This window comes from Ensifer sp. D2-11 (assembly GCF_054161295.1).
This window is the reverse complement of sequence record NZ_CP096433.1, coordinates 877,986-896,664: the sequence shown is the minus strand read 5'-3', so window position 1 is coordinate 896,664 and position 18,679 is coordinate 877,986. Positions and strand designations below refer to the sequence as shown.

The window sequence follows — 18,679 nt, the reverse complement described above, 5'->3', positions numbered from 1 at the left end:
CGGCCAATTCCTTCAAACTCGAACACCTGTCTCGTCCGGCGATATGCCGACCGATCTAGAAACTTTCTTTCAGCCATTGCCCCATCCGGGCGAAACGGCTGTTGCCGCCGAGGGTGGAGAACATGCCGCTGCCGGCGGCATGCGTCTCGAGGTCGGCGACCTGGGGATAGATCATCAGCCCGACGGCCGTGGAGAAGGCCGGGCCCTTGGCAGCCGCCGGCAGGCCGGATACGCCGAGCGGGCGGCCGATGCGGACATTGCGTGCAAGAATGCGCCGCGCCGCTTCCGGCAGACCGGTCAGCTGGCTGGCTCCCCCCGTCAATACGATGCGCTTGCCGACGATCGGGCTGAAACCGGACCGCTGGATGCGGTCGCGTATGAGTTCCAGCGTCTCTTCGATGCGAGCGCGAACGATGCGCGAGACCAGAGCGCGCGGCACGTGTGTCGGCTGGTCGCGGTCGTCTTCGCCGATCGGCGGAACCGAAATGATATCGCGCTCGTCCGCGCTGTTCGGAAGCGCCGAACCGTGCACGACCTTCAGGCGCTCGGCATCCTCGATGCGGGTGGACAGGCCGCGCGCAAGATCGGTCGTGACGTGGTGGCCGCCAAGGCCGACGGCGTCCGCATGGACGAGCTTGCCTTCGGCGAAAACCGAGATCGTCGTCGTACCGCCGCCCATGTCGATGGCCGCACATCCGAGCTCGACCTCGTCATCCACGAGTGCCGCAAGCCCGCTGGCATAAGGCGTCGCGACCATGCCCTCGACCGAGAGGTGGGCGCGATTGACGCAGAGCTCGAGGTTCTTCAGTGCGGGACGCTCCGCCGTCAGCACATGCATGTCGACGCCGAGAACGTCACCGAACATCGCCAGCGGGTCGCGGATGCCGCGCTCGCCGTCCAGCGAGAAGCCGGTCGGCAGAGAGTGCAGGATGGCGCGGTCGGTGCGCAGCGACTGGTGCCCCGCGGCAGCGAGTACCTTCTTCAGATCGTTCGCTTCGACCTCCTGCCCGCCGAGATCGATCGTCGCGGTATAGACGTCGCTCTGCAGGCGGCCGGCTGAGACATTCACGATGAGGCTGTCGATCGTCAGTCCCGCCATGCGCTCGGCTGCATCGACCGCAAGCCGGACGACGCTTTCGACCGCGTCGAGATCGGCGATGACCCCATTCTTGACGCCCCGCGACTTCTGGTGACCGATGCCGATGACCTCGATGCTGTGCGTGCGCCCGGGCAGGATCTGGCTCTCGGCACGCGGCGTCAGGCGGCCGATCATGCATACCACCTTGGTCGAGCCGATGTCGAGCACCGACACGACATGCGACCGCTTCGAGGGCAAGGGCTTCAGACGCGGAAGGCCGAAATTGGCGGATCCGAACAAACTCATATCCGCTTCTCCTGGGCTTTCAGCATCTTCTCCCTCGCCTTGAGTGCGACTTCCCGGCGCTTCACAGCTTCCGGCGTCAACTGTACGGTCGTGCGGTCTTCGAGCCTGAGATCGACGGCGGCGATGTCGCGCTCGAGCAACTGATGCGTGTCTTGCATACCGGCGAGCACGCTCATCGCGCGGGCGACATCCTTTTCCGGAAGTTTCACCACGACGCCGTTATTGAGCCGCAGATCCCACCGGCGCCCGGCCACGCGCACGAAGGCCTTGACGCGGGAGCGGAACTCCGGCCAGCGGGAAAACTCGTCGTAGAACGCGGCCGCCGCCGTCTCCGCGTCGCGGCCGACGAAAAGCGGCAGGCTGGCGAACTTGTTGTCCCTGAGCGGCGCGATGACGCTGCCGCTGCGCTCTATGAGCGAGAGATCCGATCCGTGCTGCCAGATACCGAAGGCTTCGCGCTCCTTGAGAACGACCTCGATGGTGCCCGGATAGACCTTGCGAACCGTGACGGTCTCGACCCAGGGCAGTTCGCCGATCAGCCGACGCGCCTCCTCGATATCGAGCGCCACCAGTGACGTCGTGCCGTCCAGGCCGAGCTGCTGGAGGATGTCGATCTCGGAGGTCTGCGCGTTGCCGGAGACGCGGACGTCCTCGATCGCGAAGCCGGCGGCAGTCGTCGAGACCTGCGCGAAGCTCTGCGTGTGGCCGCCGAGCGACATGCCATAGAGGCCCGTCGCCACCATGAAAGCTGCGGCGGATACTGTTCCGGTATGATTCGGGAAGCGGATTCGACCGGCGCCAAGGCTGATCAGAAAGCGCACGCCCCTGCGCAGCGGCCGCGGCAGGACGAACGCTTCGTCCGCCTCGGCGACACCGTCGGCCGGGTAACGAACCCTCTTGCCCCTTCTGCCCCTCAGCGCAAGCACGACGCGTCCTCCACCATCCACTTGAGAAACTCACCGAACTGAAGGCCCGCATGCTGCGCCATTTCGGGCACCAGGGACGTTGGGGTCATGCCGGGTTGGGTGTTGATCTCGAGCCAGATCAACTCGCCCTCACCATCCCCACGATCGTCGAAACGAAAGTCGGACCGGCTGACGCCGCGGCAACCGATCGCCTGATGCGCCTTCAACGCCAGTGTTTGTATTTTTTGGTAAATATTTGGTGAAATCTGTGCAGGTATGACGTGCTTCGAACCACCTTTTACGTATTTCGAGTCGTAATCGTAGAAGGCGTGCCCCTGCGGAATGATTTCAGTGACGCCGAGGGCGACGTCGCCCATGACACCGCAGGTGAATTCGCGCCCCGCAATATAGCGCTCGACCATGACGCGGTCGCCGTAGCGCCACTCGCTCGAGGTAATCACCTGAGGCGGATGCGACTGATCCTCCTTGACGATCACCACTCCGAAGCTCGACCCCTCGCGGACCGGCTTCACCACGTAAGGCGGCTTCATCGGGTGCTGATTGCCGAAGCTGCGCCGGTCCATGACCAAGGCTTCTGCAACCGGAATGCCGGCAGCCTTGGCGACATGCTTTGCCTGATCTTTATCCATGGCCAGCGCCGAGGCCAAAACGCCCGAATGGGTATAGGGAATCTCGAGATATTCGAGAATGCCCTGGATCGTCCCGTCCTCGCCGAACGGCCCATGAAGCGCGTTGAAGACGACATCCGGACGCAATTCCTGAAGAACCGCCGCGACGTCGCGACCGACATCGACACGCGTGACGCGATAGCCTTCGGCCTCCAGGGCATCCGCGCAAGCAGTCCCCGAAGACAGGCTCACCGGCCTCTCCGAGGAAAATCCGCCCAACAGGACAGCAACATGCTTGCTGCTCATTCAAACCCCCAAACAATACGCCACTATCGCGAAGCTTGCTTGCACCTGGCTGATTTCGAAGCCGCGATTCGCGAGACCGCCGCGTAGAACCACTACAACGACATTATGGTTAATGAAGTGTTTACTTTGGTTAACTCTCGCCGCGAAACGCGCTTCGGCGACACCCGTCAAGAATCAACCAGAGACAAGATTTCCTAGCTGAATCAGAGCTTTCTGTGGCTTGCAAGGGAAATAATCTTAGGAAAGGTAGAGCCCGCCTGCGTGTGCAGGCGGGCTCTACAAGGTCTTGCGTCGCGCTATCTTTCTCGACCTAGCTATCGTCGCCGACGATCTTCCATACGATTCCGGCGATGACCGCACCGATCAGCGGCGCGACCCAGAAGAGCCAGAGCTGGGAAATCGCCCAATCGCCGACGAACAGCGCCTGTCCGGTCGAACGCGCCGGATTGACCGAGGTGTTGGTGACCGGGATCGAGACGAGGTGAATCAAGGTCAGCCCCAGGCCGATGGCGATGGGCGCGAAGCCCACAGGCACACGGCTATGCGTCGAGCCAAGAATGATGAGCAGGAAAAAGGCGGTCATGACGACCTCGGTGACGAGCGCCGCCGTCAACGAATAACCGCCCGGCGAGTGTTCGCCGTAGCCATTGGCGGCAAAACCGCCAAGCTGGAAATCGGCCTTGCCGCTGGCGATCACGTAGAGCACGGCAGCTGCGGCGATCGCGCCGGCGACCTGCGCGAGGATGTAACCGACGAGGCTTGCCGGCGGCATTCTGCCGGCAACGGCAAGCCCGACCGATACCGCCGGATTGAAATGACCGCCCGAAATCCCGCCGACCGCATAGGCCATGGTCAGCACCGTAAGGCCGAAGGCAAAGGAGACCCCAAGCAGGCCGATGCCGACCTCCGGGAAGGCAGCGGCAAGCACGGCGCTGCCGCACCCGCCGAGAACGAGCCAGAAAGTACCGAGAAATTCCACAGAGAGCTTCCTGAACATGAATATTCCCCCGAACCGAAGCAAAACGCTTCGCCGGCGAGAGTTCTCCAGTATTCGATTCCCGTCAAGCGGGAGATGTATTTTCAGGCGATGCCCGCAATACGGGAAGACAATGAATTCGCGTAGGCGGGAATGCCGGCTGATCGAGCACACGGGCGGCGATATGCCGGTGGAATATTCCTTCGCCGGCAAGCGCATTTAGTTCGCATTTCTTACGAAATCAGGCTTTCTCGATGTGAAAACTTGCGCTAAGAACCGGCCGCCCGCCTCCCAAGACGGCATGACCGCCAGATCGTTTGATTGTGTCCATCGGACAGCGAACTGATCTAACCCTATGAAACTACGCAATTCCGGCGGGGAGAGTTACTCGCTTTCCCGCCAATTGCTCCAGGAACGAACCAATGACAGACGCGACAACCTCGCTGTCGCCGCAGGATGGTGCGTTGCATCGGCAGGCCGTGAACTCCCCTGCCCGGGTGCTGTTCGCCAGCCTCGTCGGCACGACGATCGAATTCTTCGACTTCTATGTCTATGCGACCGCAGCGGTGATCATCTTCCCGCACCTCTTCTTCCCTGCAGCCGATCCGACCTCGGCAATGCTGCAGTCCCTCGCCACCTTCTCGATCGCCTTCTTCGCCCGCCCGCTCGGCGCCGTGATCTTCGGTCACTTCGGCGACAGGATCGGCCGCAAGGCGACGCTCGTCGCCGCGCTGATGACCATGGGCATCTCGACGGTCGTCATCGGCCTGTTGCCCACCTATTCGACGATCGGCGTCGTGGCACCGCTGCTGCTTGCCCTCTGCCGCTTCGGCCAGGGCCTCGGCCTCGGCGGCGAATGGGGCGGCGCGGTGTTGCTCGCCACCGAGAATGCGCCTGAAGGCAAGCGGAGCTGGTACGCCATGTTCCCGCAACTCGGCGCGCCGATCGGCTTCATCCTGTCGGCCGGAACCTTCCTCATCCTCGGCGAGGTCATGAGCGAAGAGGCCTTCCTCGCCTGGGGCTGGCGCGTTCCCTTCATCGCCAGCGTGCTGCTCGTGATCGTCGGCCTCTATGTCCGCCTGAAGATCACCGAAACGCCGGAATTCCAGAAGGCGATCGACAAGCACGAGCGCGTCGAGGTGCCGGTCGCGGCGATCTTCCGCTCGCACAAGCGAAGCCTCGTACTCGGCACCTTCGTGGCGCTCGCGACCTTCGTCCTGTTCTATCTGATGACCGTCTTCTCGCTCTCCTGGGGCACGACCAAGCTCGGCTATTCGCGCGAACAGTTCCTCCTCGTACAGATGACGGGCGTCGTCTTCTTCGGCCTGATGATCCCCGTCTCCGGCATCCTTTCGGACCGCTTCGGCCGCCGTCTCGTGCTGGTACTGACGACGATCGGGATCGGCGTTTTCGGCCTCTTCATGGCACCGCTCCTGTCGTCCGGTCTCGGCGGGGCCTTCGTCTTCTCGATCGTCGGCCTCGGCCTGATGGGCCTCACCTACGGGCCGATCGGCGCCGCACTGGCGGCCCCCTTCCCGACCGCGGTGCGCTATACCGGAGCCTCGATGACCTTCAACCTCGCCGGCATCTTCGGCGCGTCGCTGGCGCCCTATATCGCCACCTGGCTCGCGACCAATTACAGCCTCGGCCATGTCGGCTACTATCTGCTGGCGGCGGCTTCGATCACGCTCGTCTGCCTGCTTCTTTCGAACGAGGAAGAGGTCTCGGGCTGAGATGGAATAATCCTGAAAAAAGGGCCGCGGCGGATGACCGTCGCGGCCCTTTTCTTTGGTCCTGATTTCGGCTCAGGCCGTGGCGCGGCCGAGGAATTCCCTGATTTCGTAGCCCGGCATGAAATTACCGACCCGCTTGATTTCCCATTCCAGCTTGACGCCGGAATGCTCCATCACCCGCTGGCGCACGGTCTCACCGAGATATTCGAGCTCGTAGCCCGTCGCCTGTCCGGTATTGATCATGAAATTGCAGTGAAGCGGCGACATCTGGGCATTGCCGATCATCATCCCGCGGCAGCCGGCCTCGTCGATCAGCTTCCAGGCCGAATGGCCGTCCGGGTTCTTGAAGGTGGATCCGCCGGTCTTCTCGCGGATCGGCTGCACCGTTTCGCGATGCTGGCGCACGGCGTCCATGTCGGTGCGGATCTTGGTCTTGTCTTCCGCATAACCCTCGAAGATCGCATGCGTGAAAATCAGCTCCTTGGCCGCGCCGGAATGGCGGTAGCCATAGCCCATCTCCGCTTTGCTCAGGACATGCCTGTTGCCCTTGCGGTCGACGGCATGGACCTCGATGACGCGTTCGCTGGTCTCGCCGCTATTGGCGCCGGCGTTCATGCGGAGTGCCCCGCCAATCGAACCGGGAATGCCGTAATAGAAGTAGAAGCCGCCAATGCCATGGTCGAGCGCCATGGCGGCGATGTTCTTGTCCGGGCAGATCGCGCCCGCCTTGATGCGGTTTTCACCGGCGAGTTCGAGATCGCCGAAGCCCTTCGCAGAAAGCCGGATGACGACGCCCGGAATGCCGCCGTCGCGCACGAGCAGGTTGGAGCCCACGCCGACGACCATCACCGGCACCTCTTCGGGCACCAGCTTCAGGAAGGCGACGAGGTCGTCGGTGTCGTGCGGCTGGAACATGAGTTCGGCAAGGCCGCCCGCACGAAACCAGGTGACGCGGTCCATCGGGGCATCGGGCGTGAGACGTCCGCGGATTGCAGCGACGCCGCTTCCGAGCGAATCGAGAAGTTTCTGACCGTTGACCTGTTTCATGCTCGATTTCCTGAAATTTCCGCGAGCTGCTTGGGCAAGGCCGCGGCCCAATAGGTAATGCTGCCAGCTCCCAAGAGAACCACAAAATCGCCCGGCTGCGCAATCTTCGCGATAACAGGCGCCAGTGCCTCCTGTCCGGGGACGTGGCGGGCATCGCGATGGCCGGCAGCCTTGATGCGGTCGACAAGCGCTTCCGAACTGACGCCCTCTATGGCTTCCTCGCCGGCCGCATAGACCGGAGCGAGCAGGATCGTATCGGCGTCGTTGAAGCAGGAGGTGAAGTCCTCGAAGAGGCTCGACAGGCGCGAATAGCGATGCGGCTGGTGGACCGCGACGATGCGCCCCTGGCACGCCTCCCGCGCCGCCCTCAGGACTGCCCTGATCTCGACCGGGTGGTGGCCGTAATCGTCGAAGATGCGCGCGCCGTTCCATTCGCCCGTCAGCGTGAAGCGGCGCTTGACGCCGCCAAAGGTGGCAAGACCTCTCGCTATGTCCTCGGGCTTGATGCCGAGCCGCTGTGCGACCGCTACGGCAGCCGTGGCGTTCGAGACATTATGGCGTCCGGGCATCGGCAGCCTGAGATCCTTGATCTCGATCACCTGGCCCGTGCGGCGGCGGCGGATCTCGATATCGAAGATGGAGGTCGCACCGTCCATGCGGATATTGTGGAAGCGCACGTCGGCCTGGGGGTTCTCGCCGTAGGTGACGACCTTCCGGTCCTCGATCTTGCCGACCATGGACTGGACTTCCGGATGGTCGAGACACAGCACGCCAAATCCGTAAAAGGGCACGTTCTCGACGAACTGCCGGAAGGCCGCGCGCACGGCGTCGAAACTGCCGTAGTGGTCGAGATGTTCGGGATCGATATTGGTGACGACCGCGATGTCGGCCGGCAGCTTCAGGAACGTGCCGTCGGATTCGTCCGCTTCGACCACCATCCATTCGCCGGCGCCCATGCGCGCATTGGTGCCGTAGGCGTTGATGATGCCGCCGTTGATCACCGTCGGATCGAGGCCGCCCGCATCGAGCAGGGCGGCGACCATCGAGGTCGTCGTCGTCTTGCCATGGGTCCCGCCGATCGCAATCGCATTGCGGAAGCGCATCAGCTCGGCAAGCATCTCGGCCCGGCGCACGACCGGCAGGAATTTCTCGCGTGCAGCGATAAGCTCGGGATTGTCCTTCTTGATCGCCGTCGAGACGACGACCACCTCGGCATCGCCGAGATTTTCCGCTTTGTGCCCGATGGAAATGCTGATGCCCTTTTCCCGCAGACGCTGCACATTGGCGCTGTCGGCCTGGTCGGAACCCTGGACGCGATGGCCGAGATTGTGCAGGACTTCGGCAATACCGCTCATGCCGATGCCGCCGATACCAATGAAATGTACGAGCCCGATCGTCTTCGGCATCTTCATGAGCGTGTTTCCTTGAACTTCGCGACTGTCGAGCCGCTGGCAATAGCCTCTACCAGCAAGGCAAGCAAGCGCGCGGCGTCCGGCTTGCCGGTCTGGCGGGCGCCGGCCGCCATCTGCGCCAGCGCATCCGGGTTGCTCATCGCATCCGCAAGGATGCCGGCGAGACGCTCGGCGCTGAGCTCCACCTGAGCGATCACGCGCGCCCCGCCTTTCGCGGCGAGTGCGGCGGCATTGGCTGCCTGGTCGTGGTCGAGAGCGTAGGGATATGGCACCAGGATCGCCGGGCGCCCGATGACCGAGATTTCCGAAACGGTGGAAGCGCCCGAGCGGCAGATAAGGAGCTGCGCCGAAGCGATCCGACCGGCCATGTCGGTGAAGAAGGGGGAGACCTCAGCGGGAACGCCGAGCTTCTCGTAGACCGCGATGACGCCTTCCCGGTCCTCGGGCCGGGCCTGCTGCGTCACCTTCAGCCGCTGGCGCAGCGCGTCGTCGAGCCGGCAGACCGCCTGCGGCACCGCTTTCGAGAAGAATTGCGCGCCCTGGCTGCCACCGAAGACCACGAGATGAAAGGGCGCATCGCCGGCAGCCGGCGCATAAGGAACCCCGGCAGCCTTCAGTACCGCGGGGCGCACAGGGTTTCCGGTCGCCACGGTCTTCGCCGCGAAGGCTCCGGTGCCTTCCGGAAGAAAGCCGCCGGCGACGGCCTTGACCCGCGATGCGAGCATTTTGTTGGCGCGGCCCATCACCGCGTTCTGTTCGTGGATGATGGACGGAATGCCCATGCCCGTGGCCGCAAGCAGCGGCGGCACCGTCGGGTAGCCGCCGAAGCCGACGACGGCCCTGGGCTTAAGCCTGGCAATCAATCGCCGGGCCGCCCTCAGACCCGTCCAGAGCTTCCACACCGACCGGGCGAGTTTCACCGGATTCTTCGAGCCGATCGTCGCCGACGGCACGACATGAATCTCGTCGGCCGGGAACTTTCCCGTGAAGCGTTCGGCACGGCTGTCCGTCACCAGATGCACGGAATAACCCGTCGCTTTCAGCTCGTGCGCCAGCGCCTCGGCTGGAAAGAGATGCCCGCCGGTCCCGCCGGCGGCAAGAAGAATGATGCCTTTATCCATGTCTCACTCCGCCGGCACTCCGACGCCCGATCGAAAGAGGCTGCGCTCGACGGCACGCTTCTCGGGCCGATGACGCGTCAGTGCCAGAATGAATCCCGCTGTCACGCAGATCGCCACCATCGACGACCCGCCATAGGAAATCAGCGGGAGCGTCATGCCCTTGGCCGGAAGCAGCTCGAGATTCACGCCGATATTGATCATCGACTGGATGCCGATTTGCAGCACCAGCCCGGCAACCGCGAACCGGTTGAAATCGTTGCGCTCACGGAAGGCATGATTGAGGCCGCGCATAACCACGAAGGCGAAAATCACGACGACGACCATGCAGAAGACGATGCCGAACTCCTCCGCAGCGACGGAGAAGATGAAGTCCGTATGGCTGTCCGGAATGATGCGCTTCACCACGCCCTCGCCCGGGCCGCGGCCGAACCAGTCACCGCGAATGATCGCCTCGCGGGCCGTATCCACCTGGAACGTATCGCCTTCTCCGGTCAGGAACCGGTCGATGCGGCCGGCGACGTGAGGCAGGATGGAATAGGCGGCGAAAAACCCGCCTATCGCCACCGACGCGAGCACGATGATCCAGAGCCATGGCATGCCCGCCATGAAGAACATGCCGCCCCAGACCACCGTCGTGAGGATGGTCTGGCCGAGGTCGGGCTGGGCGACGAGGAGCGCCCCGACGATACCGAAGAGGAGGATCGAAAGCAGATTGCCGGGAATTTCCGGCTGCCGTGCATGTTCGGCGAAAAGCCAGGCGCAGACCACGACAAAGGCGGGCTTCATGAATTCCGAGGGCTGTATCGAAATGCCGGCGAGCGACAGCCACCGCCTGGAACCCTTGACCTCCTGGCCGAAGAACAGAGCCAGCACCATCATCGCCGTGGAAATCACGAGCAGGATGATCGCCGTGCGCCGCACCTGTCGCGGCGAGAGGAAGGAGATGCCGACCATCACCACCAGCGACGGCAGGAGGAAGAGCGCATGGCGCTTGACGAAGTGGAAGCTGTCGAGGCCGAGCCGTTCGGCGACCGGGGGGCTTGCGGCGAAGGAGAGCATGAAGCCCACGCCCATCAGCAGGATGAAGGCGGCGAGAAAAAATCTGTCGATCGTCCAGAACCAGTCGGCCACGGGGCCACGTTCGGCTCGGCTTACCATCAGTCTGTCCCCTTTCCCGGCGCCTAGTGCGCCAACATCCACTACCGGCCGGAGCCGTCAGATCAGCATGCTCACGCCCTCGAGCACCGCCACATGGCCGACGAAGGCATCTCCGCGCACCTCGAAGTTCTTGTACTGGTCGAAGCTTGCGCAAGCCGGAGAAAGCATCACGGCCGCAGGACCTTGCGAGTCCCGCGCCGCATCCGCTGCCGCGTGCGCAACCGCCTTTTCCAACGTCCCGGAGATTTCGTAGGGCACTGCCTCGCCGAGTGTCGCGGCGAAGGAGGGGGCCGCCTCTCCGATCAGATAGGCCTTGACGATCTTCGGGAAGAACGGCGCCAGTGACGTGATGCCGCCCTCCTTCGGCAGACCGCCGGCGATCCAGTAGATTCGGTCGTAACTCGAAAGCGCCGGGGCTGCAGCCTCTGCATTGGTCGCCTTGCTGTCGTTGACGAAGACGATCTCGCCCTTCTTCGCAACCGGCTGCATCCGGTGCTTGAGGCCCGGAAAGCTCCTGAGGCCGTCGACGATATCCTTCTCGGAGATGCCGACCGCCAGGCAGGCGGCGATCGCAGCCGCAGCGTTCTGGGCATTGTGCCCTCCGCGCAGCGTCTGGATCCCGGCGAGGTCGGTAAAGAGCGACGATGCCCCGTCCTGCGCACGCATCAGCGCCGAGCCTTCGGCATAGACGCCCTGGGCAAGCGGATGGCGGCGCGATATACGCACGACCTTTGTTCCTGCCCGCTCCACCCGATCGGCGATCAGGCTCGAGAGGCTGTCGTCGACGCCGACCACCGCCGTTCCGCTCCCCGCCACCAGACGCTCCTTGATGTCCGCATAGTGCTGCATCGTGCCGTGGCGATCCAGGTGATCCGGCGTCAGGTTGAGCAGTATCCCCGCGGTCGGGTCGAGCGTTGGCGCAAGGTCGATCTGGTAGGATGAGCATTCGACGACATAGAAGCGCCCTGCTTTCGGCGGGTCCAGCGTCAGCACCGCGGTGCCGATATTGCCGCCGAGCTGCGTGTCGCGCCCGCTTGTCCTGAGGATATGGGCGATCAGCGCCGTCGTCGTGGACTTGCCGTTGGTGCCGGTGATGGCGATGAAGGGGCAATCGGGCGCGTGTTTGCGCCGCTCACGCACGAAGAGCTCCACATCGCCGATGATCTCGACGCCGGCCTGATGCGCGAGATCGACGCTCCAGTGCGGCTTCGGATGCGTCAGCGGAACGCCGGGCGAAAGCACGAAGGCGGCGAAGGCATGCCAGTCGGCGCCGCGCAAATCAGCGGTGGCTATTCCGGCCGCAGCAGCCTTGGCGACGCTGTCAGGATTGTCGTCCCACGCCACGACATCTGCGCCGCCCGAAACGAGTGCCTGAGCCGTAGCGAGGCCCGAGCCGCCTAGCCCGAAGAGTGCGACCTTCCTGCCCTTGAATGAGGTGACCGGGATCATCGTGGCTCACCGCAGCTTCAGCGTGGAGAGGCCGACCATTGCGAGGATCACTGCGATGATCCAGAAACGGATCACCACCTGGCTTTCCGTCCAGCCCTTCTTCTCGAAGTGATGGTGGATCGGCGCCATCAGGAACACGCGATGCCCGGTGCGCTTGAACCAGAAGACCTGGATGATGACCGACAGCGTCTCGATGACGAAGAGCCCGCCGATGATGATCATGACGATCTCGTGCTTGGTCGCGACGGCCACGGTGCCGATCAAGCCGCCGAGCGCGAGCGAACCCGTATCGCCCATGAAAATCGCGGCAGGCGGTGCGTTGAACCACAGGAAGCCGAGTCCCGCGCCGATCACGGCGCCAAGGATCACCGCGAGTTCGCCGGTGCCGGGCACGAAATGGATCTGCAGGTAATTGGCGAAGACGGCGTTACCCGCAAGATAGGCGATCAGCCCGAATGCGGCCGACGCGATCATGACGGGAACGATCGCGAGCCCGTCGAGGCCGTCGGTCAGGTTTACCGAATTTCCCGCGCCGACGATGACGAACCCGCCGAACAGCACGAAGAAATATCCGAGATTGAGCATCAGGTCCTTGAAGAAGGGAAAGGTCACCGACGAGCCGAAGGTGGAACCCGCCGCCCCTGCGGAAAGCGCCGCCTGCATCATGAAGAAGACGGCAACGGCGGCGATCACGAACTCGATGCCGAGTCGTGCCTTGCCGGAGAAGCCCTTTTCCGACTGTTTCGTCACCTTGAGATAGTCGTCGTAGAAGCCTATCGCGCCGAAACCGAGCGTCACCAGAAGCGTCGATACGACGTAGATGCTGGACAGATCGGCCCAGAGCAGCGACGACACCACGATGCCGGTCAGGATCATCAACCCGCCCATGGTCGGCGTACCGGCCTTCTTGAAGTGCGTCTGGGGGCCGTCGGCGCGGATCGGCTGGCCCTTGCCCTGGCGGATGCGCAACGAGGCGATCATGGCGGGGCCGAACAGGAACACGATCAAGGCAGAGGTAAAGAGAGCCGCCCCCGTACGGAAGGTGATGTAGCGAAAGAGATTGAAGAATTGAAAGTGGTCCGCCAGTTCCACAAGCCAGATCAGCATAAGGGACCTTTCCCCCAGAAGTTTATAATCGGACATCGTCCAACAGAATCATCTGCCAGAAGATACCCGCTTGCGTTCGACTATGTTAGGCCATTTCCCCTGGCCGAAGGCCGTATCCACCAGCACTGCGGCGCCGCGCACCCTTTCGGGCGTACAAGAGCCGCCGTCACGCTTTCAGTTGCCGCATGTTCTTCCGTAAACCGGTTCCGGTTCGAGGAAACATGCAGCGGTGGCAACGTCCCTATACTTCCCCTGCTCCGGCCGTCTCCTGCGGATAGGCATCGAGAAGCGCCTGGACGATCTTTGCGCAACCGGTGCCTTTCGAAGACTTGACCATCACGACGTCGCCGGCCGAAACCGCGCCGAGGGCGTAGGCCGTGAGATCGCCCACCACATCTCGATGAACGACGGATACCTCCGGCGGCAGAGCGTCGCGCAAATGGGCCATCTCGGGTCCGGCCAGCCAGACATCGGCAATACCCGCCTCGACAACGGGTCCCGCAAGCGCCGCATGAACAGCCGCCGAATGCTCGCCCATTTCCAGCATGTCGCCGAGAACGGCGATGCGTCGCCCGCCGGGCGCCGGCTCGGCGTCGCGAAGAAGCGAGATCGCCGCCCGCATCGACGCGGGATTGGCGTTGTAGCTCTCGTCGATCACGGTGAGGTGCCCGGTGCCGATCCTGAGGCGATGCCGCAGCCCCCGGCCCTTTTCCGGCTGCATGGTCGCAAACGACGCGGCGACGCGGTCGGTATCCGCGCCTGCCAGCGTCGCCGCGGCGATCGCCGCCAAGGCGTTTTCCGCGATATGGCGCCCGGGGGCGCCGATCGCGATTTCAAGCGTTCTGCCTCCGATGCCGGCCCAGAGCACCGAGCCTTCCGCTCCGCCGGCGAACTCGGCCAGACGGAATTCCGATCTCGGATTTGCGCCGAAGGAATGGACATGGCTCACCCCGGCCGCGGCAGCCGCCCTTTCGAGGAGATCGTATTGCGCGCTGTCCCGATTGATGACCGCATGACCTCCATTGACCACGCCTTCGAAGATTTCGGCCTTGGCCGCCGCGATCTCGTCCAGGCTCGTGAAATTGCCGAGATGGGCGGCGGCAATGCTGGTCACAACAGCCACATGCGGACGAACCATCCGTGTCAGCGGCAGAATTTCGCCCGCATGGTTCATCCCGATCTCGAAGACCCCGAAATCGGTCGTCTCCGGCATGCGCGCAAGCGTCAGCGGCACGCCCCAGTGATTGTTGAAGGACGCCACGGAGGCGTGGACCCGGCCGAGGGGCGACAGCACGTGCCTCAGCATCTCCTTCGTGGTGGTCTTGCCCACCGATCCCGTGACGGCGATGATTTTCGCCGCGCTGCGGTCGCGTGCCGCGCAACCGAGCCGGATCATCGCCTCCAGCACGTCGTCGACGACGATCATCGGGGCGATCAGGCGCCCGAGCGCCGGCAGCTTCGCTTCGCTGACGACCAGGAGCGCGGCTCCGTTTGCAAGCGCGATACCGGCATAGTCGTGGCCGTCGACGCGATCGCCCCTGATCGCGAAAAAGGCCTCGCCGTCGCCGATCGTGCGGCTGTCGATCGAAATGCCGGTGATACCTTCCGGCAGGTTTCCGACCGGGCGGCCGTTCATCGCGGCCAGAAGATCGCTGCTTGTCCAGAGCCAGTTCAAATCAAAGACCTCCCAGTGCCTTGCGGACCTCCGCGTGGTCGGAGAAAGGCAGCGTCACGGAACCGACCGTCTGCCCCTCTTCATGCCCCTTTCCGGCAACGATCAGCGTATCGCCGGTCTTCAGCATGCCGACAGCCGCGCGGATCGCCTCGGCGCGATCGCCGATTTCCGTGGCCCCCTTGGCCGCGGCCATGATCTCGGCACGGATCACTTCCGGTACTTCCGAACGCGGATTGTCGTCGGTGACGATCACGACGTCGGCGAGGCGGCTGGCAATCTCTCCCATGATCGGGCGCTTGCCCTTGTCCCGGTCGCCGCCGCACCCGAAAACCACCACGACCCGGCCGGTGGTAAAGGGACGCACGGACTCCAGCACGTTTGCGAGTGCGTCCGGCTTGTGGGCGTAATCCACATAGGCAAGCGCGCCGTCCTTCGTCTGTCCGACGAGCTCCAGCCGCCCCGAAGCGCCCTGCAGCCTCTCCAGCGCCGAGAATGCCGCCTTTGCGGTGATCCCGGTGGACATTGCGAGGCCCGCGGCAACGAGCGCGTTGGCGATCTGGAAATCACCGGCGAGCGGCACGTGAATTTCGTAGATGTCGTCGCCGACATGAACCTCCGCCGACTGCTTGTGACGGAAGTGCTCGACGCGCTTCAGCGCGATGAAATCGCCGTTGCGCCCGACGGTTCGCACATCGTGGCCTGCCTTGCGAGCGGCAGCGATCGCCTCGGCGGACCATTGGTCGTCTGCGAAGATCACCGCCGGCGAACCTTTCGGCAGGAGCGCCCCGAAGAGGCGCATCTTGGAGGCCATGTAGTGCTCGACAGTCGGATGGTAATCCATGTGATCGCGGCCGAGATTGGTGAAGGCGGCGGCCGCGAGCTCGACCCCGTCCAGCCGCCTCTGGTCCAGCCCGTGGCTCGAAGCCTCCATTGCCGCATGGGTCACGCCCTCGTCGGCAAGTTCGGCAAGCAGCTTGTGCAGGGATACCGGGTCGGGGGTCGTCAGCGAGCCGTATTCGGTGCGGCCGGGCGCCACCACCCCCGTGGTGCCGATCATCGCCGCCGAGAAGCCGCTATGCGCCCATATCTGCCGGGTGAAGGAGGCAACGGACGTCTTTCCGGCCGTACCCGTGACCGCCACCATCGTCTCCGGCTGGCGTCCGTAGAAGCTGGATGCCGCTTTTGCAAGGAACCTGCGCGGGTCGGAGATCGCAAAGACGGGCGCACCCGCTTCTGCCGGGGTGCCGGTTCCGGCGACGACCGCCGAAGCTCCGCGAGACAGCGCGTCCGCTATGTAGGCAGCCCCGTCCGCCTTCGATCCGGCGACCGCGACGAAGAGGTCGCCGGGCTTGACCTGCCGGCTATCGGCCGTGATGCCGCCGATCTCGATGGTCGCGGCGTCGCCCTTCAGCTGCGCCGAAAGTTCCGGGAAATTCGATCCCGCCAGGTCCGTGATCTTCATGAACTGCACGTCTCACATCGATATGATCCAACAGCGCCGTGCGTCTTATCAGACGCGCAAAGGTCGCTGTAACACTTTGAATGCAGCATGGTCTCGTCCTTGAATCGACTCCGGTTCAGGGAGCCATGCAGCGGAATCGCGAATCGTCCGCCTTTCATTTCACGGTCAATAAGACACAAGCAAGGCAGAACCGTCTTCTCCGAATTTCGGCTCCACGCCGAGCAGCGGAGCGGAGCGGCTGATGATGTCGCGCACCATCGGGGCGGCATTCGAACCGGCCGTGCGTCCCCCGCCTTCGCCGGTCTTCGGCGCGTCTATGAAGGTCAGCACCATGTATTTGGGATCATCGATCGGAAACGCCGCAAGGAAGGCATTGAAGTTCAGGTCGCTGGCATAGCGGCCGTTGACGACCTTGTCGGCCGTGCCGGTCTTGCCGCCGACATTGAAACCCGGAACGAGCGCCCGCTTGCCGGAACCGGCAATGCCGTTCCAGCGAAGCAGATAGCGCATGTCTTCGCTGGTGCTCTTCTTGACCACGGCGCTCGCGAGTTCGCTCGCCGCTTCCTCGCTGCGCGGCAGGAAGGTCGGAGGGATGAGTTTGCCGCCATTGACCAGCGCGGCACCTGCGACCGCCGTCTGCAGCGGCGTCGTCGAAACGCCGTGGCCGAAGGAGATCGTGATCGAGTTGATCTTCTTCCACTCGCGCGGCTGGCTTGGCGCCTTGACTTCCGGCAGTTCGGTCGGAAGCCTCGTCAGCAGGCCTATCCGGGTGAGGAACTCCTTGTGGCCCGGAATGCCGATCAGGTCGGCGATCTTGGCGGTGCCGATATTCGAGGAATACTGGAAGATTTCCGGCACTGTCAGCACGCGGCGCTTGCCGTGGAAGTCCTTGATCGTGAAGCCGCCGATGCGGATCGGCGCCGTCGCATCGAAACTGTCGTTGAGCGTCACCTTGCCGGAGTCGAGGCCCATGGCGATGGTGAAGGTCTTGAAGGTGGAGCCCATCTCGAACGTGCCGTTCGACATGCGGTTCATCCAGCCCTCTTCTGCGCCTTCCGCAGGCCTGTTCGGGTCGTAATCCGGCACGGAGGCCATGGCCAGCACCTCGCCGGTATGGACGTCGAGCACGACGGCACCGGCGGCAATCGCCTGGTAGTTCTTCATGCCCGCGTCGATGACGTCGCGCACGATGTTCTGTACGCGCACGTCGATCGAAAGCCTGACCGGTTCGAGCTTGGCATCGCTGGTCATTCCGATCGCCGCAAGATCGGCGAGGCCCTGCTCGTCTATGTAGCGCTCCATGCCGGCGACGCCGCGGTTGTCTATGTTGACGTGACCGAGAATGTGGGCGGCAGTCGGCCCGCCCGGATAGAAGCGCCGCTTCTCCGGGCGGAAGCCGATGCCGGGGATGCCGAGCGCGAGTATTTCGCTCTGCTGCTTCGGCGTCAGTTGCCGGCGCAGCCATTGAAAGCGCGAATTCGACTTGAGCTTGTTGTAGATCTCGCGCGCGTTGAGATCGGGAAGCACCGTCGCCAAACGCTCCACCGCCTCGTCGGCATCGACGATCTTGTGCGGCTCCGCATAGAGCGAGACGGTACGGATATCGGTTGCGAGAACCTCTCCGTTGCGGTCGAGAATATCGGGCCGCGAGGCCATGAGACTGTCGGCGCGGCCGATCGAGGAAACCGTTTCCGGCTGCGCGAGACCGTATTGGACGAGGCGCCCTCCGATCACCGCATAGACGAGGCCGAAACTGGCGATGATGATCGCGACCCGGCTTTTCGCCCGGCTTGCGCTCTTCTTGCGCGTTCCTTCGAAAGTGACGTTGAGCCCGCTGTCGGCGGGGCGATTATTGCCGCCCGCCGAAAAATGCGCCTTGCTCTTCAGCACCATGATACGAGAGAGAAACGACATCAGCGCGCCACCGAACCTGTTGCGATATTATCTGCCTCGATGACGGCGGCGATATTGTCAGCCACCTTGTCCTTGGCCTTCTTGTCCTCTTCGGAAGGAGGCAGATCGGCCCTCAGCATTGGCAGCTCCTCCGGCCGCGCCAGCTGCGTCGAGGGGGTCGGCGCGAGTTGCAGGTCGGCTGCAAAGACAGTCACCAGCCTCTCCAGCCGGTTCGGCTGGGTCAGAAGCGCCCAGTCGGCCTTGAGCAGATCGATCGTGTCCTCTTCGAGCTTTATCGCTGCATCGAGCCTGCGCACCTCTTCGAGCTTGTTCTCGGCCTTATGCTTGATCGTGTAGGTGACCGTCGCGGCCGCCGTCATGATGACGATCAGGACAATATCGAGCGTTCTGAGCATCGTCTT

15 protein-coding genes are annotated in these 18,679 nt (G+C 63.6%); 1 reads left to right on the top strand and 14 read right to left on the bottom strand.

Going from position 1 to position 18,679, the window contains the following annotated elements; genetic code table 11:
- Positions 1-55: 55 nt before the first annotated feature.
- The 4 genes from ftsA to aqpZ form a co-directional block, all read right to left on the bottom strand.
- Complete coding sequence (gene ftsA / locus M1D34_RS04250) at positions 56-1,384, bottom strand: cell division protein FtsA (protein WP_010969742.1); 1,329 nt, start codon at positions 1,382-1,384, stop codon at positions 56-58.
- Positions 1,381-2,310: a cell division protein FtsQ gene (gene ftsQ / locus M1D34_RS04245; RefSeq protein ID WP_003529115.1), complete on the bottom strand. Its 930-nt coding sequence runs from the start codon at positions 2,308-2,310 to the stop codon at positions 1,381-1,383. The genes ftsA and ftsQ overlap by 4 nt, the downstream gene beginning before the upstream one ends.
- Entirely contained in the window at positions 2,298-3,224 is a 927-nt protein-coding gene (locus M1D34_RS04240; RefSeq protein WP_003529117.1) for a D-alanine--D-alanine ligase, read from the bottom strand. The genes ftsQ and M1D34_RS04240 overlap by 13 nt, the downstream gene beginning before the upstream one ends.
- A 310-nt stretch (positions 3,225-3,534) precedes the next feature.
- Positions 3,535-4,221, bottom strand: coding sequence for an aquaporin Z (gene aqpZ / locus M1D34_RS04235; RefSeq protein WP_003529119.1), 687 nt, complete (start codon positions 4,219-4,221; stop codon positions 3,535-3,537).
- Between the two features lie 401 nt (positions 4,222-4,622).
- On the opposite strand from aqpZ, the gene M1D34_RS04230 reads away from it, so the two are divergent.
- Positions 4,623-5,933 (top strand): MFS transporter, encoded by a 1,311-nt coding sequence (locus tag M1D34_RS04230; RefSeq protein WP_003529121.1) that lies wholly within the window; start codon positions 4,623-4,625, stop codon positions 5,931-5,933.
- Positions 5,934-6,005: 72 nt separating this feature from the next.
- Here the strand turns inward: M1D34_RS04230 and murB are convergent, their stop codons facing one another.
- From murB to ftsL, 10 genes are all read right to left on the bottom strand, one after another.
- On the bottom strand, positions 6,006-6,980 hold the full coding sequence (gene murB / locus M1D34_RS04225) for a UDP-N-acetylmuramate dehydrogenase (protein ID WP_003529123.1): 975 nt from the start codon (positions 6,978-6,980) through the stop codon (positions 6,006-6,008).
- Positions 6,977-8,392, bottom strand: a complete 1,416-nt coding sequence (murC, locus tag M1D34_RS04220; RefSeq protein ID WP_003529126.1) for a UDP-N-acetylmuramate--L-alanine ligase — start codon at positions 8,390-8,392, stop codon at positions 6,977-6,979. The genes murB and murC overlap by 4 nt, the downstream gene beginning before the upstream one ends.
- Complete coding sequence (gene murG / locus M1D34_RS04215; protein WP_010969747.1) at positions 8,389-9,513, bottom strand: undecaprenyldiphospho-muramoylpentapeptide beta-N-acetylglucosaminyltransferase; 1,125 nt, start codon at positions 9,511-9,513, stop codon at positions 8,389-8,391. Before murG ends, murC begins: the two co-directional genes overlap by 4 nt.
- Before the next feature lie 3 nt (positions 9,514-9,516).
- Positions 9,517-10,671 (bottom strand): putative lipid II flippase FtsW, encoded by a 1,155-nt coding sequence (ftsW, locus tag M1D34_RS04210; RefSeq protein WP_003529129.1) that lies wholly within the window; start codon positions 10,669-10,671, stop codon positions 9,517-9,519.
- Positions 10,672-10,728: 57 nt separating this feature from the next.
- Positions 10,729-12,120 (bottom strand): UDP-N-acetylmuramoyl-L-alanine--D-glutamate ligase, encoded by a 1,392-nt coding sequence (gene murD / locus M1D34_RS04205; RefSeq protein WP_498780823.1) that lies wholly within the window; start codon positions 12,118-12,120, stop codon positions 10,729-10,731.
- 6 nt (positions 12,121-12,126) lie between these two features.
- Positions 12,127-13,227 carry a phospho-N-acetylmuramoyl-pentapeptide-transferase gene (gene mraY, locus M1D34_RS04200; protein WP_003529135.1) on the bottom strand — a complete coding sequence of 367 codons (1,101 nt, stop codon included), beginning with the start codon at positions 13,225-13,227 and terminating at the stop codon, positions 12,127-12,129.
- A gap of 241 nt (positions 13,228-13,468) precedes the next feature.
- On the bottom strand, positions 13,469-14,902 hold the full coding sequence (locus tag M1D34_RS04195) for a UDP-N-acetylmuramoylalanyl-D-glutamyl-2,6-diaminopimelate--D-alanyl-D-alanine ligase (protein WP_013844642.1): 1,434 nt from the start codon (positions 14,900-14,902) through the stop codon (positions 13,469-13,471).
- A gap of 1 nt (position 14,903) precedes the next feature.
- Positions 14,904-16,364, bottom strand: a complete 1,461-nt coding sequence (locus tag M1D34_RS04190) for a UDP-N-acetylmuramoyl-L-alanyl-D-glutamate--2,6-diaminopimelate ligase (RefSeq protein WP_010969750.1) — start codon at positions 16,362-16,364, stop codon at positions 14,904-14,906.
- Positions 16,365-16,529: 165 nt separating this feature from the next.
- Positions 16,530-18,278 (bottom strand): peptidoglycan D,D-transpeptidase FtsI family protein, encoded by a 1,749-nt coding sequence (locus M1D34_RS04185; RefSeq protein WP_003529140.1) that lies wholly within the window; start codon positions 18,276-18,278, stop codon positions 16,530-16,532.
- Positions 18,278-18,673 carry a cell division protein FtsL gene (gene ftsL / locus M1D34_RS04180; protein ID WP_127540344.1) on the bottom strand — a complete coding sequence of 132 codons (396 nt, stop codon included), beginning with the start codon at positions 18,671-18,673 and terminating at the stop codon, positions 18,278-18,280. The genes M1D34_RS04185 and ftsL overlap by 1 nt, the downstream gene beginning before the upstream one ends.
- Positions 18,674-18,679 lie beyond the last annotated feature (6 nt).

What these genes read in the sequence shown, in the direction of transcription:
- ftsA (WP_010969742.1), bottom strand. Translation starts at nt 1,384, where the DNA reads ATGAGTTTGTTCGGATCCGCCAATTTCGGCCTTCCGCGTCTGAAGCCC.
- M1D34_RS04240 (WP_003529117.1), bottom strand. Translation starts at nt 3,224, where the DNA reads ATGAGCAGCAAGCATGTTGCTGTCCTGTTGGGCGGATTTTCCTCGGAG.
- aqpZ (WP_003529119.1), bottom strand. Translation starts at nt 4,221, where the DNA reads ATGTTCAGGAAGCTCTCTGTGGAATTTCTCGGTACTTTCTGGCTCGTT.
- M1D34_RS04230 (WP_003529121.1), top strand. Translation starts at nt 4,623, where the DNA reads ATGACAGACGCGACAACCTCGCTGTCGCCGCAGGATGGTGCGTTGCAT.
- murB (WP_003529123.1), bottom strand. Translation starts at nt 6,980, where the DNA reads ATGAAACAGGTCAACGGTCAGAAACTTCTCGATTCGCTCGGAAGCGGC.
- murC (WP_003529126.1), bottom strand. Translation starts at nt 8,392, where the DNA reads ATGAAGATGCCGAAGACGATCGGGCTCGTACATTTCATTGGTATCGGC.
- murG (WP_010969747.1), bottom strand. Translation starts at nt 9,513, where the DNA reads ATGGATAAAGGCATCATTCTTCTTGCCGCCGGCGGGACCGGCGGGCAT.
- ftsW (WP_003529129.1), bottom strand. Translation starts at nt 10,671, where the DNA reads ATGGTAAGCCGAGCCGAACGTGGCCCCGTGGCCGACTGGTTCTGGACG.
- murD (WP_498780823.1), bottom strand. Translation starts at nt 12,120, where the DNA reads ATGATCCCGGTCACCTCATTCAAGGGCAGGAAGGTCGCACTCTTCGGG.
- mraY (WP_003529135.1), bottom strand. Translation starts at nt 13,227, where the DNA reads ATGCTGATCTGGCTTGTGGAACTGGCGGACCACTTTCAATTCTTCAAT.
- M1D34_RS04190 (WP_010969750.1), bottom strand. Translation starts at nt 16,364, where the DNA reads ATGAAGATCACGGACCTGGCGGGATCGAATTTCCCGGAACTTTCGGCG.
- M1D34_RS04185 (WP_003529140.1), bottom strand. Translation starts at nt 18,278, where the DNA reads ATGTCGTTTCTCTCTCGTATCATGGTGCTGAAGAGCAAGGCGCATTTT.
- ftsL (WP_127540344.1), bottom strand. Translation starts at nt 18,673, where the DNA reads ATGCTCAGAACGCTCGATATTGTCCTGATCGTCATCATGACGGCGGCC.